The following is a 14,337-nucleotide window of genomic DNA, read 5'->3' on the forward strand; positions in this document are numbered from 1 at the left end:
TTAGCCCAGAAAGCTAAACCGGTTATTCCAGTTCGACCAGCAGGTCCTTTGCGTCAATCTGCCCGCCGGGCTGAATGTGAACAGCTTTGACCGTGGCGTCGCGTTCAGCGTGGATGCCGGTTTCCATCTTCATTGCCTCGATGGTCAGCAGCATGTCGCCTTCCTTGACTTCCTGACCACCCGTGACGGCAACGGTTGCCACTACGCCCGGCATCGGCGCGCCGATATGGTTGGCGTTGCCCGCCTCAGCCTTGGGCCGGGCCTGAGTCGTCGAGGTCACCAGACGGTTGGGCACGCGGATCACCCGTGGCTGGCCGTTGAGTTCAAAGAACACTTTGACCTCGCCTTTCTCATCCGTTTCGCTAACGGCCTGACAACGGATTTCCAGCGTCTTGCCCGGATCGATCTCGGCGGTGATCTCTTCGCCGGGCTCCATGCCATAAAAGAAAGTACGCGTGGGTAGGGTGCGGACCGGACCATAAACGCGGTGACGACCCATATAGTCCAGGAACACCTTGGGATACATCAGGTATCCGTTCAGGTCTTCGTCATCGACCTCTTTGCCTTCCAGCTGTTTGGACAGCTCGGACCGGGTGGCTTCCAGATCAACCGCAGGCACGTCCTTACCGGGGCGATTGGTGTTGGGAGCCTCGTCCTTCAGCACCTTCTTGATGATGGTGTCGGGGAACCCGCCCGGAGGCTGGCCCAGATTGCCGCGCATCATATCCACGACCGAGTCGGGGAAGGCCACATCCGTATCCGGGTCCTCGACCTGCTCGCGGGTCATGTTCTGACTGACCATCATCAGTGCCATGTCACCGACAACCTTCGAAGAAGGCGTCACCTTCACGATGTCACCGAACATGCGGTTCACATCTGCGTACATCTGCGCCACTTCGTGCCAGCGCTCTTCCAGACCCAGAGAGCGCGCCTGCGCCTTGAGGTTGGTGAACTGGCCGCCCGGCATTTCGTGCAGATACACTTCCGAGGCCGGAGCCTGCAGGCTGGATTCAAAAGCCGCGTACTGGCCGCGAACAGCCTCGAAATAGTCGCTGATCTCGCGGATTGCCTTGATGTCCAACCCGGTGTCACGCTCGGTGTGGCGCAGCGCCTCGACCACGGTGCCCAGCGTTGCCTGAGAGGTGTTGCCCGAGAAGCTGTCCATCGCGCAATCGACCGCGTCCACGCCCGCTTCGGATGCGGCCAGAATGGTGGCGCTGGCGATGCCTGCTGTGTCGTGGGTGTGGAAGTGGATCGGCAGGCCGACCTCTTCTTTCAGCGCGCGGATCAGGATCTTGGCCGAGGCCGGCTTCAACAGACCGGCCATGTCCTTCAGACCCAGAATATGAGCGCCAGCATCGCGCAACTCTTTCGCCATGCCGACATAGTATTTCAGGTCATACTTGGCGCGATCCGGGTCCAAAATATCACCGGTATAGCACACGGTACCTTCACAGATTTTGCCGTTTTCGATCACCGCGTCCATAGCCACGCGCATGTTCTCGACCCAGTTCAGCGAGTCGAACACACGGAACACGTCTACACCTTTCGCGGCCTGACGGACGAATTCCTGAACCACGTTGTCGGGATAGTTGGTGTAGCCAACGCCGTTTGCCCCGCGCAGCAGCATCTGGGTCATCAGGTTGGGCATCGCCTCGCGCAGGTCGCGCAGACGCTGCCACGGGCATTCCTGCAGGAAGCGATAGGCCACATCGAAGGTCGCACCGCCCCAGCATTCGACCGAGAACAGTTGCGGCAGGTTTGCGGCATAGCTGGGCGCCACCTTGATCATATCGATCGAGCGCATCCGGGTCGCCAGCAGTGATTGGTGACCGTCGCGCATGGTGGTGTCGGTGATCAACAGCTGCCGCTGTGCCTTCATCCAGTCGGCGACCGCCTGTGGGCCTTTCTGCTCCAGCAGATTGCGGGCGCCCATTTTGGGTTCACCCTTCAATGCAGGGGGCTTGGCCTCTTTCAGGTCGGCGCGCGGTTCCGGACGGTCCTTGGTTTCGGGGTGACCATTCACGGTGATATCCGCGATATACGTCAGAACCTTGGTGCCCCGGTCGCGGCGACGCTTGAAGGTGAACAGGTCCGGCGTCGTGTCGATGAATTTGGTGGTATATTCGTTCGACAGGAACGTCGGGTGTTTCAGCAGGTTGATGACAAAGTCGATATTAGTGCTGACACCGCGAATACGGAATTCGCGCAGGGCGCGGTCCATGCGGGCGATCGCAGCCTCGGGCGTCGGCGCCTTTGCGGTAACCTTGGTCAGTAGCGAGTCGTAAAACCGCGTGATCACCCCGCCCGCGTAGGCGGTGCCGCCATCCAGACGGATACCCATGCCGGTGGCCGAGCGATAGGCGGTGATACGACCGTAATCCGGGATGAAGTTGTTCTGCGGATCCTCGGTGGTGATCCGGGTCTGCAGCGCGTGACCGGTCAAATGCACATCGGCCTGGCTGGCGGCACCGGTGGCTTCGGCCAGCGTCTTACCTTCGGCAATCAGGATCTGGGCCTGCACGATGTCGATGCCGGTGACTTCTTCGGTGACAGTGTGTTCGACCTGCACGCGGGGGTTCACCTCGATGAAGTAGAACTTGCCGGTCTCCATATCCATCAGGAATTCAACGGTGCCCGCGCATTCATAGTTCACATGGGCGCAGATTTTGCGGCCCAGCTCGCAAATCTCGGTGCGCTGTTCGTCGGATAGATACGGGGCGGGGGCGCGTTCGACGACCTTCTGGTTCCGGCGCTGGACCGAGCAGTCGCGTTCGTACAGGTGATAAATCTCACCGTGTTTGTCGCCCAGAATCTGCACTTCGACGTGGCGTGCACGGATGATCATCTTTTCCAGATAACCTTCGCCGTTGCCGAATGCGGCCTCGGCCTCGCGGCGGCCTTCGAGTACCTTTTCTTCCAGCTCATCTTCCGAGTGGATCGGGCGCATGCCGCGTCCACCGCCGCCCCAGCTGGCCTTCAGCATCAGCGGATAGCCGATTTCTTTGGCTTCGGCCCGGATCGCGTCCATGTCATCGCCCAGCACTTCGGTTGCCGGAATGACCGGCACACCAGCGGCGATAGCCACGCGGCGTGCACTGGCCTTGTCACCCAGGGCGCGCATGGTTTCTGCCTTGGGGCCGATGAAGGTGATGCCACTCTGCACACAGGCATCCACGAAATCCGGGTTCTCGGACAGCAGACCATAGCCGGGGTGGATCGCATCCGCACCGCATTCCTTGGCGACACGGATAATCTCGTCAATCGACAGGTACGCGGCAACCGGTCCCATGCCTTCGCCGATGCGATAAGCCTCGTCCGCCTTGAAACGATGCAAGCCCAGCTTATCTTCTTCGGCGAAGACTGCGACGGTGCGTTTGCCCATCTCGTTCGCTGCCCGCATCACGCGAATGGCAATCTCGCCGCGATTGGCGATCAGGATCTTTTTGAAGTCGGTCATTTTCGGTCCCGGTCTTTATGGTTTGGCCGTGTTCATAGGCGGACAATACGCGCTCGTATATCAGTCCTTCTGGGTAGAACCGGCATGTTAACGCTCGCAAACGCCGCCTTTTGACGTGATCGTCTTACACATGCCGCGCTGCAGCATCAATGTTTGTGATAACCGATGGCATTTTTTGCAGGCTTGAAAGGCCCATTTGACCCATATTGGCGATCATGTCCTGACGCAGGATGTCTATGACATGCGCGGGTCCTTGCGCACCCAAGGCGCTGAGACCATACAAAAATCCGCGCCCGAGCATGATAAAATCCGCGCCCAGAGCCAGTGCGCGCAGGATGTCCAGACCACCTTCGACGCCGCTATCGAAGATCAGGGGTAGGTTTGTCGCTTCTCGGATCAACGGTAGCATATTGATACTCGCTGGGGCTCCGTCAAACTGGCGACCACCGTGATTCGAGACCCAAAGGGCGTCAACACCGGCCTGTTGCAGCCGCTCGGCATCTCCGGCCCGCATTACGCCCTTTACGATAAACGGACCGTCCCATGCCTCCCGCAGCCATTTGACATAATCCATGTCGGGTGAAGTGCGCAGCAGGTAACCGACATGGGCGGTCGGCGGCAGAGCACTGTCCCCGTCGATATACTTGTCCAGAGTGCGCATCCGGGGCATCCCGTTCTGCGCCATGCCCAGAGCCCAGGCCGGACGCAGGGCAATCTGTGCCAGCAGGCGCGGGGTCAGTCTGGGGGGATTGGTCAGACCGGATCGCGTTTGCCGTTCACGGCGCGAGGCGACCGGGACATCAACAGTCAGCACAAGCGTTGAGAATCCCGCTGACTTGGCGCGATTCAGCATATCTGTGCGAATACCCGGATCTTTCGGAGGGTATAGCTGAAACCAGGCGTTCCGCCCCAGATGAGGGGCCAGATCCTCGGGGCTCTGGCTGGCGACCGTCGAAAGGGTGTAAGGTAAGCCCGCCTCGGCGGCGGCGCGCGCCAGCAGCTTTTCCGCGTTCGGCCAGACCAGACCGGCCATCCCGATGGGGGCGATGCCGAAGGGCAAGGGAAAATCCTGCCCCAGAAAACGCGTGCTGGTATCGCATTCGATGGGGCCATGCAGGATCGAGGGCAGAAACTCCACCTGATCCAGCGCGGCCCGGTTGCGGTGCAGCGTGGACTCGGTTCCTGTGCCGCTTGCCAGATATTCCCAGACGAAAAACGGAATCCTGCGCTGGGCGCGGCGTTTCAGGTCGGCAATGCCGGGGAATGTGCTGTGCAGGTCCATAAGGATTGATCCAACCTGCCGGGCGATTCTGCAAGGTTTTCAGGCGGCTGAGGCCGGTGGCTCGGGTTTGGGCGACCGTTTGTGTTTCGAATCTGCCGCAGTCGAAGTGACCGAGGCTGCATCTTTGGCGACCTGCACCTGATTCCGCCTCTTATCTTTGGCCATATAAAGGGCGTCGTCCGCCGCGCGCATCAGGTCCTGCGGCATGGTGCCATGTGCGGGGTAGTGGGCGACACCCACGGAAATCGTGATGCGTGGCAAGGACTTCTCTCCATACCGGACCGAAACAGCCTCGACCGCTTGCCGCAATTGCTCGGCCCGGGTAATTGCATCGTCTTGTGTGTTGTCCGGCAGGATCAGCATGAACTCCTCTCCGCCGATGCGGCAGGCGATCTCATCCCGGTCGCAGCCCTCTTCCAGAGCCGATCCGACCGCGCGCAGCACCATGTCCCCTGCGTCATGCCCATGGGTGTCGTTGAACTTTTTGAAATGGTCGACATCCAAGGCGATCAAGCTCAGCGATGCACCGGTCTGCTGGCTGCAGTTTATGGATTTGCGCAACGTTTCAGTCATGTGCCGGCGGTTGAACAATCCGGTCAGCGGGTCGCGCACTGATTGGTCATGCAACTGATCGCGCATCCGGACATTTGCTATCGCCATGCTGATCTGATCCGCGCAAAGCTGGGCTAGCTTCTTGCTGGCATGAAACACCTCATCACTGCCCTCATGTGCCCGCAGGTGCAAAAGACCAACCGTTTCCCCATGTGCCAGAATGGGAAAGCAGAAATAGGGGCGCCCGTCATGCTGCTCGGCATGTTCGCAGACAAAGTCGATCTCGGACACGCCATATTCGTATGTACGCCCCCGACGCAGACCCCAGCACCCTTCCGGGTGGATATGCGCTTTGTGAGTGCCGCCATTCCAGTTGGCACAGCCATCCAGCACATCGCGTGAATTGGAATAGACATACAAACTGCCCTCGGCCTCGGGCAGGATATGGGTCATGAAGCGCGAGACCATGTCGAACAACTCATCCAGCGACCGGCTGGACTGCAGCCATTCGTTCAACTCGCCAAGCAATCGGACCTCGCGCGCAAGGCGCAGTTGGTCATCCATCAATTCTCGTTCCTTGGCAGCACTGCTACGCAGGTCGCGCACCTGCCGCCGGTTCGCGCGGAATATGACGAGCGTCACCGCCGACAGGGCGAGCAGGGCTACGCCGCTGAGAACGGTCAGCAGCAGCCGGACCCGGTTGATGAACAAGTATCGAACCTGCGTGATGTCCGAAAAAAACTCAATTGCACCGACAAAGCGCCCTTCGCGAATAACGGGGATATAGACTTCGGCCACATGGCGGGTCCGCGGCCCGCTGACCTCCAGCAGGTTGCGGTCGAAATTGTCCACCTCGGTCAGCGGTTTTTCTTCATGTTTGTAAACGATGTTGCCCCGTCCCAGAACTTCGCTGAAATAGGCGTCGCTGTTGACCATGCCCACATCCGATGGGCGGGTTGACCACAGGACGCGCCCCGCATCGTTAAAAAGCTTGAACCGGTAGATATCCGAGGTCGCGGGCAGCAGTTCCAGAAACTCTTCGTCGTGGGCATCCAGTGCGCCGTTACGAAAAGTGGCATCAACATCCGCGAGGTGCGAGACCACTTGCCGGTTCATCTGTGTTGCGGCGTGGCGCAGGTCGGATTCCAGCATCCGGTCGACCACCGGGGCCGGAATCGCGTAAACGCCCCAGCCTGACAGGGCGTGAGACCTCCCATGGTCAGAACGATGCCTGCAAGTTTCAAGCGGGACGCCATGCCCGATCCGCTAAGGTTTTTCGTGATCCGCGCTTCCACAGCTTTGATCGCAGCATCCGATCCAAGCTTTGACAGTGGTTTAACGTGGGCGCAGCGCATCAGGGCGTATTGGGTAGAATTGGCAGTAAACTGGGTGAAAACACTGCGCGAACAAGGGGTGAACAAACTCTTTCCCTCGGCGCGTATCCGGCGTAGTTTGGGGGCATGAGCAGTTTCGACGAAATGGACGCCTTTGAGGGCGCATCGCTGTCCGCGCGGGCCATGGCCGCGCGGCCCTCGCCTTATCTGGACGAGTTGAACCCGGCCCAACGCGACGCGGTGGAGCGGCTGGACGGTCCGGTGCTGATGTTGGCCGGGGCCGGGACGGGCAAAACCAAAGCCTTAACCGCGCGCATCGCGCATCTGCTGAGCACCGGGCGGGCGCGTCCGAACGAGATTCTGTCGGTGACCTTTACCAACAAGGCCGCGCGAGAGATGAAGGAGAGGGTAGGCCGCCTGTTGGGGCAACCCGCCGAGGGGATGCCCTGGCTGGGTACATTCCACTCGATCTGCGTCAAGTTGCTGCGCCGCCATGCGGAATTGGTCGATCTGAAATCGAACTTCACCATTCTGGATACGGACGATCAGTTGCGCCTGCTCAAGCAACTGGTTCAGGCCGCGAATATCGACGACAAGCGCTGGCCCGCGCGGATGCTGGCCGGGATCATCGATGACTGGAAGAACCGCGCACTGACGCCCGGCAAGGTGCCTGCGGCGGATGCCGGGGCTTATAACAACAAGGGTATTGAACTTTACGCGCAATACCAAACCCGCCTGCGGGAACTGAATGCAGTGGATTTCGGTGACCTGCTGCTGCACATGGTCACGATTTTTCAGACCCATCCGGACGTGTTGGACCAGTATCAGCGCTGGTTCCGTTATATTCTGGTGGACGAGTATCAGGATACCAACGTCGCCCAGTACCTGTGGCTGCGGCTGTTGGCCGGGGCGCATAAGAACATCTGTTGCGTGGGCGATGACGACCAGTCGATCTATGGCTGGCGTGGGGCCGAAGTGGGTAACATCCTGCGGTTCGAAAAGGATTTTCCCGGTGCATATGTGGTGCGGTTGGAGCAGAACTATCGCTCGACCCCGCATATTTTGGCCGCTGCATCGAATGTCATTCGAGGTAATGAAAGCCGTTTGGGCAAGGAGCTGTGGACCGACGCGGAAGAGGGCGAAAAGGTTCGTCTCATCGGTCATTGGGATGGCGAGGAAGAGGCGCGCTGGATCGGTGAGGAAATCGACGCGATGCAGGGCGGCACGCGCGGTGTGCGGCCCATTGGGCTAGATGAGATCGCGATTCTGGTGCGGGCCTCGCACCAGATGCGCGCGTTCGAGGATCGGTTCCTGACCATTGGCCTGCCCTACAAGGTGATTGGTGGTCCGCGATTCTATGAACGGATGGAGATCCGCGATGCGATGGCCTATTTCCGGCTGGTGGTCAGTCGGGGCGACGATCTGGCCTTTGAACGGATCGTGAACACGCCAAAGCGCGGTTTGGGCGACAAGGCGCAACAAACGATCCAGATGACAGCGCGGGAAAATGGCGTATCGTTGGTTGAGGGTGCTCGGATCGCGGTTGATAACGGGTTGATCAAGGGCAAGGGCGGCAAGGCGCTGCGCGAGTTGATCGACGGGCTCGCCCGGTGGAACGCGATGACGCGCGGGCCACGGATTGAGGTCGCGGACGACTCGGTTATTGACGATGGTGCGCCTTTGCGATTTGGCGAGCCCGAGGTGTCCCATATCGAACTGGCGCAGATCGTTCTGGATGAATCCGGCTATACCGCCCATTGGCAGAATGAAAAGACGCCCGAGGCACCGGGGCGGTTGGAAAACCTCAAGGAACTGGTCAATCAGTTGGATAATTTCGAGAACCTGCAGGGGTTTCTGGAGCATGTAAGCCTGGTCATGGACAATGAGCAGGAAGGGGACGGAGCCAAGGTTTCGATCATGACTCTGCACGCGGCCAAGGGGCTGGAATTTCCCGCCGTGTTCCTGCCGGGGTGGGAAGACGGGTTATTCCCTTCACAACGGTCGATGGACGAATCCGGCCTTAAAGGCCTCGAGGAAGAGCGGCGGTTGGCCTATGTGGGTATAACCCGCGCGGAAGAGGTGTGTACGATCTCTTTTGCCGCCAACCGGCGGGTGTTTGGGCAGTGGCAGAACGCGATGCCGTCACGGTTCATCGACGAACTGCCCGAGGATCATGTGGAGGTGCTGACGCCTCCGGGCCTTTATGGCGCCGGGCAACCTGCGGCGGGGATTGAGACCCGCGCGGCCGAAGCGAATGTCTATAACTCGCCGGGTTGGAAACGGATGCAGGCCCGGCAGGGGCAATACGGCACGTCACAACCCCGCGAAAGCCGCAATACGGTGATCGACGCCACAGCGGTGGCCAGTTTCACGCTGGGTGAACGCGTGTTTCACCAGAAATTCGGTTACGGCGCGGTGATTGGCATCGAAGGTGACAAAGTCGAGGTCGATTTCGACAAGGCGGGCACGAAAAAGGTGGTCTCGCGGTTTTTGTCGGCCAAGGACGACATACCGTTTTAATCAAATGGAATGTGCCTGACGGCACATGCTTGATTCTTTCGAGGCGCGCGCGGCTGCGGGCGGCACGCGATTTCCTGTCTGAAAAGAAAAAACGGCGGTTCCCAGGGAGGAGGAGAGGGAACCGCCGTTCTTTTCAACACCAGGGCAGGGAGGAGGAGAGCCCCGATGTATGCGAACCCGGGTTTGATCCCGGTATGAGGAAGACGCGGCGACGTCAGGGAGGAGGACGACGTCGCCGCGCACTTTCAACACCAGGATAGGGAGGAGGAGTTCCCGGTGTGTCAGTTTCCGGCGTTCAGGGCCGGTATAAGGCGCGGCGACATCAGGGAGGAGGAGAGATGTCGCCGCTGAAATACAGGTCCTAAAGGGAGGAGGAAGGACCTGATCTCGGTTATGTCAATGCGCACTTATTGCGCGACGTATTCTTCTGCCGCTTGCATGGCCAAGCGGCGGATCATTGACCGGTGCAGGCCCAGATCGGCTAGCTCGCGGTTCGAAAGTTCAGACAGTTCGTTAACTGTCTGGCGATAGGCGCGATACCGGATGAACCGTGTCTTCGCAGCCTCAATCAGCGAAGTCATCCCGGATGCCGGTGCGCCTTTAAGCGTGCTCTGATGTGTTGCTGCAGCCATCTGCCTTACCCGATTTTTTTGTTGGTGCCGGTGTAGCCCGGCGCTTTCTTGGGAATGAAAATAGGCAAATGCTGCAATTGCACAATAGCCCGCGTCGTCAATGCTGCTATGCAGCAACTGCATAGATATCAATGAGTTGAGCATTCGGGCGACTAAATGCCTTTAAATCAAGGATTTTGCCATCGTGTTGGCGGCATTTGCATGTGGCTGGGCGCGACAAGGTATGTGTGATTGCTTTTTCTTTGTGCGGCTTCTTTTGAAATTTGTGCGTTTTGAAGTCGCTGGTCGACAGCGAGCCCCGTTTCTGCATGTCGCCAAGCCTATGGGAATTCATGGGTGAAGTTTGGTCAGGCTTGGAAGCGCAGTCCAGCAGCGTGTAGTGCAGGGTGATTCGAAGGGGGTAGCTCGACCTGGATAGGTGGTTGAGCGCAGGAATCTCTATTCATCTTAAAAATATTGGGAAACCATGGGACAAAAAATAGTGCTACATTTCTTACTATATATGGTGTCCAAAATGACCAGTGTCCAAGTATGTGGTGTAAGATGTGCGGTTTTCATTTGTTTTCAGCTTGTTTATATTGTGAGTCTGTTTGTAACTCGATGAAGTTTTCTATTGATTTCCATGAATTCCCATGGCATCCCTTGTTCATCCGATGAGGACGAGGCACATGGGGCGCTAAACGACCCCGAACCAATAAAAACAGGTTTCATACAGGCATCTCGCTTTCATCAATCAAGAGATCCGGCGCGCGGGCGAGCAGACATCCCCCCAGGTGGCGCGCGCAGCTGGACATCCCGCACAGCGGGTCAATGCGGCGGGTTGATCAGTGGCAGCAGATCAACCCGCCGTTTTTCATCTGGGGCGTGAGTTTTAAGTGGGGCGCAAGCGGAAGGGACAGTCGTCTTGGCGCGCAGGTTTAGAGGTGAAAGCCACCATAAGGTGGATACGAAGGGCAGGGTGTCGATCCCGGCCTCGTTTCGCCGTGTGCTTGAAGCCTCCGATTCCAACTGGCAGCCCGGTGACACGCCTGAACTGGTGATCGTCTATGGCGACCACCGCCGTAAGTTCCTTGAATGCTATACCATGCAGGCGATCGAAGAGGTCGACAGCAAGATCGATGCGCTGCCGCGTGGCTCGATGCAGCGCAAGATGCTGCAGCGCATGTTCCACGGGCAGTCCTTTCCGACCACTGTGGACGAAACCGGACGGCTGGTTCTGCCAGCCAAGTTGCGCAACAAGATCGGACTGGAGGGCGAGGCGTTCTTTATCGCCGCCGGGGATACGTTCCAGATCTGGAAGCCCGAGACGTACGAGGCCGAGGAACTGGCCAAAACCGAAGAATGGCTGGACGAACAGCCCGAGGATTTCGATCCCCTCCTGTACCTAGACGGCGTCGGGGACGCGTAGCGGCATGGCCGGCGCTGAAACCCCTTCCGACAAACCTCATATTCCTGTTCTGTTGCGCCCGTTACTGGCCGCCGTGGCACCGGTGTCCGGTGTCTGGCTGGACGGGACGTTCGGCGCGGGCGGATATACCCGTGGCTTGTTGGAGGCTGGTGCCGACAAGGTGATCGGCGTGGACCGCGATCCGCTGGCTTTCGAAATGGCTGCTGACTGGGCGGCGGGCTATGGCGACCGGCTGGTGATGCAGTCGGGTGTGTTCTCGCGTATGGATGAATATGCGCAGGATCTGGATGGGGTGGTGCTGGACCTCGGCGTGTCCTCGATGCAGTTGGATCAGGCCGAACGCGGCTTTTCCTTCATGAAGGATGGCCCACTGGACATGCGGATGAGTCAGGAGGGCGAAAGCGCCGCTGACTTGGTCAACACGGCGACTGAAGCGCAACTGGCCGATATCCTGTTTCACTACGGTGAAGAGCGCGCCAGCCGGCGCATCGCCAAGGCTATCGTCAGGGCGCGGACAGAAGAACCAATCACCACGACCCTGCGTCTGGTTGAGATCATCGAATCCTGCTTGCCGCGCCCAAAGCCGGGCCAATCGCACCCTGCGACACGCAGTTTCCAGGGGCTGCGGATCGCAGTGAATGCGGAATATGAAGAGCTGTTTCAGGGGCTAATGGCAGCCGAGCGGGCATTGAAGCCGGGCGGACAGCTGGCCGTCGTTACCTTTCATTCCATTGAAGACCGGATGGTCAAACGGTTCTTTCAGTCTCGGGCCGGCAAAACGGGGCGGGCCAACCGCTATGCGCCCGAGGTTGAACAGGAAGTGCCGCAATTCACGCTCAAGACCCGCAAGGCCGTTGGGCCGGATGAGCAGGAATTGCAGGAAAACCCGCGCGCGCGCTCGGCCAAGCTGCGAGTGGGGATACGAACTGAGGCTCCGGCGGGGGAAATTGAAGCCCGCGCGATTGGGATGCCGCAACTTGGGGGAAGGGCGAAATGAAGAGTGTTTTGTATGTGTTGACCGCTCTGGCCGTGTTCGGACTGGCGCTTTGGGCGTATCAGGAGAATTACCGCACCCAGCAGGTGGCGAAGGAAACGCAGAAGTTACAGCGCGAGATCGGCATGGCGCAGGTGCGGCTTGCTGTTCTGAATGCGGAATGGGCCTATCTGAACCGACCGGACCGGCTGCGTGAACTGGCCGACCTGAACTTTGAGCGCCTGGGCCTGTTGCCACTGCGGGCCGAGCAATTCGGCCGCGCCGACCAGATTTCATATGCCGAGGACCCGGACCTGCCCATCGTCGACCCGATTGAGTTGCAGGCTATCACCAATATTCAGGCGCTGGGCGAGGTGCAGATTCCATGACCCGCACGCCACTGCGCCCTCTGGCCCGTATCCTCGACGCCCGCGCCCGGGGCGAGAATCCCAAGGCGATTGAGCGGGAAAACATCCGTCAGCGCCACGAAGACATGAAGGACCGCGCCCGTGCCCGCGCCGAAGGGCGATTGCTGGTGCTCGGCCTGTTCTTCTTCTGCGCCTTCTCGGTTGTGGGTGTCCGCATGGGCTTGTTGGCCACATCCGAGGCACAAGAGCCACTGGCCAGCGCGCCCGGTGCCGCGATCGCGATGCAACGGGCCAATATTGTTGACCGGGAAGGGCGCATTCTGGCGACCAATCTGGATACCTATTCCGTCTACGCTCAACCGCCGCTGATGATCGATCCGGTTGCGGCTGCTGATCAGTTGGTGGCGATCTTCCCCGATCTGGAAAAAGAGCGCCTGGTCAAAGACTTCACTGGTAATCGCAAGTTTCTGTGGATCAAAAAGCGTATCTCGCCCGAACAGAAGCAGGCCGTGCATGATATCGGCGACCCCGGTATCCTGTTCGGCCCGCGTGAGATGCGGCTGTACCCGAATGGCCGTCTGGCCGCTCATATCCTGGGTGGCTCGGGGTTTGGTCGTGAGGGTGTAAGCGCCGCCGAGGTCATCGGCGTGGCAGGCGTTGAAAAACAGTTCGATGACTATCTGCGAGACCCCGCCAACGGCAACAAACCGCTGCAACTGTCGCTGGACCTGACAGTTCAGGCAGCGGTCGAACAGGTTCTTTTTGGCGGCATGAAAATCATGAACGCCAAGGGCGCCTCGGCCGTTCTGATGAACGCGCATACGGGTGAGGTCGTCTCGGCCGCGTCGCTTCCGTCTTTCGATCCGAATGATCGCCCCCGCCCGCCGACCTCGGGGTTTGATCCATCGGACAGCCCTCTGTTCAACCGCTATGTGCAGGGCGTCTACGAATTGGGGTCGGTTTTCAAAATCTTCACAGCCGCGCAAGCCGTACAATTGGGGCTGGTGAATTCCGAGACGATTATCGACACTTCGGGTCCAATGAAAATCGGCCGCTTTCCGATTGGTGAATTCAACGGAAAGAACTACGGCAAGATCAGCGTTGCGGACGTGATCGTCCACAGCTCGAACCGAGGGACGGGTCGGCTGGCGCTGCAGATTGGTGCGAAACGACAGCAGAGCTTTCTGAATTCGCTGGGCATGTTTGATCCAACTCCGTTCGAGATTGTCGAGGCGGCAGGCGGTGAACCACTCAAGCCCAAGAAATGGGGCGAACTGAGCACGGTGACTATTTCCTATGGTCACGGGTTGTCGACCAGCCCGATGCATCTGGCCGCCGGATATGCGGCGATTGCCAATGGCGGGCACTATGTCAGCCCGACCATCCTGCGCAGGAACGGCCCCCAGTACGGCCCGCGCGTGTTGTCGGAAAACGCGGCCAAGCAGGCACAAAAAATGCTGCGCAAGGTTGTGACGGAAGGCACAGCCAGCTTTGGCGATGTGGCTGGCTATGACGTGGCTGGCAAAACCGGCACCGCCGACAAGCCCAAGCCGCGCGGTGGCTATTACGATGACAAGGTGATCGCGACCTTTGCGACGATCTTCCCGGCTTATGATCCGAAATATGTGCTGATCGTCACGCTGGATGAACCGTCCATCGTGGCCTACGGCGAAAAGCGCCGGACGGCAGGGTGGACGGCGGTTCCTGTGGCTGCAGAACTGATCGGCCGCATCGCCCCCTTGCTGGGCTTGCGTCCCCGGCTTGAGCCTGAGGCACGCGCTGCTATAACCCTGACCTCAAATTAGGCT

At 59.3% G+C, this 14,337-nt stretch carries 10 protein-coding genes; 6 read left to right on the forward strand and 4 right to left on the reverse strand.

Annotation, left to right across the window (positions count from 1 at the left end; translation table 11 throughout):
* Positions 1–22: 22 nt before the first annotated feature.
* The 3 genes from AC2FEE_RS02660 to AC2FEE_RS02670 all read right to left on the reverse strand — a co-directional run bounded on the left by AC2FEE_RS02660 (position 23) and on the right by AC2FEE_RS02670 (position 6,446).
* Positions 23–3,460, reverse strand: coding sequence for a pyruvate carboxylase (locus AC2FEE_RS02660; RefSeq protein ID WP_496862878.1), 3,438 nt, complete (start codon positions 3,458–3,460; stop codon positions 23–25).
* 124 nt (positions 3,461–3,584) lie between these two features.
* Entirely contained in the window at positions 3,585–4,742 is a 1,158-nt protein-coding gene (locus tag AC2FEE_RS02665; protein WP_496862879.1) for an alpha-hydroxy acid oxidase, read from the reverse strand.
* A gap of 39 nt (positions 4,743–4,781) precedes the next feature.
* Positions 4,782–6,446 (reverse strand): sensor domain-containing diguanylate cyclase, encoded by a 1,665-nt coding sequence (locus AC2FEE_RS02670; protein WP_496862880.1) that lies wholly within the window; start codon positions 6,444–6,446, stop codon positions 4,782–4,784.
* 63 nt (positions 6,447–6,509) lie between these two features.
* Between AC2FEE_RS02670 and AC2FEE_RS02675 the strand changes: the two genes are divergently transcribed.
* Entirely contained in the window at positions 6,510–6,758 is a 249-nt protein-coding gene (locus AC2FEE_RS02675) for a hypothetical protein (protein WP_496862881.1), read from the forward strand.
* Positions 6,755–9,148 carry an ATP-dependent helicase gene (locus AC2FEE_RS02680; RefSeq protein WP_496862882.1) on the forward strand — a complete coding sequence of 798 codons (2,394 nt, stop codon included), beginning with the start codon at positions 6,755–6,757 and terminating at the stop codon, positions 9,146–9,148. Before AC2FEE_RS02675 ends, AC2FEE_RS02680 begins: the two co-directional genes overlap by 4 nt.
* A gap of 407 nt (positions 9,149–9,555) precedes the next feature.
* Here the strand turns inward: AC2FEE_RS02680 and AC2FEE_RS02685 are convergent, their stop codons facing one another.
* Entirely contained in the window at positions 9,556–9,780 is a 225-nt protein-coding gene (locus tag AC2FEE_RS02685; RefSeq protein WP_496862883.1) for a DUF1127 domain-containing protein, read from the reverse strand.
* A 940-nt stretch (positions 9,781–10,720) separates the two neighbouring features.
* Here AC2FEE_RS02685 and mraZ point away from each other — a divergent pair.
* Genes mraZ through AC2FEE_RS02705 form a run of 4 tightly spaced genes read left to right on the forward strand, consistent with a single transcriptional unit; the run spans position 10,721 to position 14,334 of the window.
* On the forward strand, positions 10,721–11,188 hold the full coding sequence (gene mraZ / locus AC2FEE_RS02690; RefSeq protein ID WP_496862884.1) for a division/cell wall cluster transcriptional repressor MraZ: 468 nt from the start codon (positions 10,721–10,723) through the stop codon (positions 11,186–11,188).
* 4 nt (positions 11,189–11,192) lie between these two features.
* Entirely contained in the window at positions 11,193–12,185 is a 993-nt protein-coding gene (gene rsmH / locus AC2FEE_RS02695) for a 16S rRNA (cytosine(1402)-N(4))-methyltransferase RsmH (protein WP_496862886.1), read from the forward strand.
* On the forward strand, positions 12,182–12,550 hold the full coding sequence (ftsL, locus tag AC2FEE_RS02700; protein WP_170400404.1) for a cell division protein FtsL: 369 nt from the start codon (positions 12,182–12,184) through the stop codon (positions 12,548–12,550). The genes rsmH and ftsL overlap by 4 nt, the downstream gene beginning before the upstream one ends.
* A complete protein-coding gene (locus AC2FEE_RS02705) occupies positions 12,547–14,334 on the forward strand; it encodes a peptidoglycan D,D-transpeptidase FtsI family protein (RefSeq protein ID WP_496862887.1) in 1,788 nt (595 codons plus the stop codon). Before ftsL ends, AC2FEE_RS02705 begins: the two co-directional genes overlap by 4 nt.
* Positions 14,335–14,337 lie beyond the last annotated feature (3 nt).

The sequence above is a fragment of the Ruegeria sp. YTSC199 genome, assembly GCF_059609725.1.

Coding starts and splice junctions, on each gene's coding strand:
- AC2FEE_RS02660 (WP_496862878.1), bottom strand. CDS start 3,460: ATGACCGACTTCAAAAAGATCCTGATCGCCAATCGCGGCGAGATTGCC.
- AC2FEE_RS02665 (WP_496862879.1), bottom strand. CDS start 4,742: ATGGACCTGCACAGCACATTCCCCGGCATTGCCGACCTGAAACGCCGC.
- AC2FEE_RS02670 (WP_496862880.1), bottom strand. CDS start 6,446: ATGCTGGAATCCGACCTGCGCCACGCCGCAACACAGATGAACCGGCAA.
- AC2FEE_RS02675 (WP_496862881.1), top strand. CDS start 6,510: ATGGTCAGAACGATGCCTGCAAGTTTCAAGCGGGACGCCATGCCCGAT.
- AC2FEE_RS02680 (WP_496862882.1), top strand. CDS start 6,755: ATGAGCAGTTTCGACGAAATGGACGCCTTTGAGGGCGCATCGCTGTCC.
- AC2FEE_RS02685 (WP_496862883.1), bottom strand. CDS start 9,780: ATGGCTGCAGCAACACATCAGAGCACGCTTAAAGGCGCACCGGCATCC.
- rsmH (WP_496862886.1), top strand. CDS start 11,193: ATGGCCGGCGCTGAAACCCCTTCCGACAAACCTCATATTCCTGTTCTG.
- ftsL (WP_170400404.1), top strand. CDS start 12,182: ATGAAGAGTGTTTTGTATGTGTTGACCGCTCTGGCCGTGTTCGGACTG.
- AC2FEE_RS02705 (WP_496862887.1), top strand. CDS start 12,547: ATGACCCGCACGCCACTGCGCCCTCTGGCCCGTATCCTCGACGCCCGC.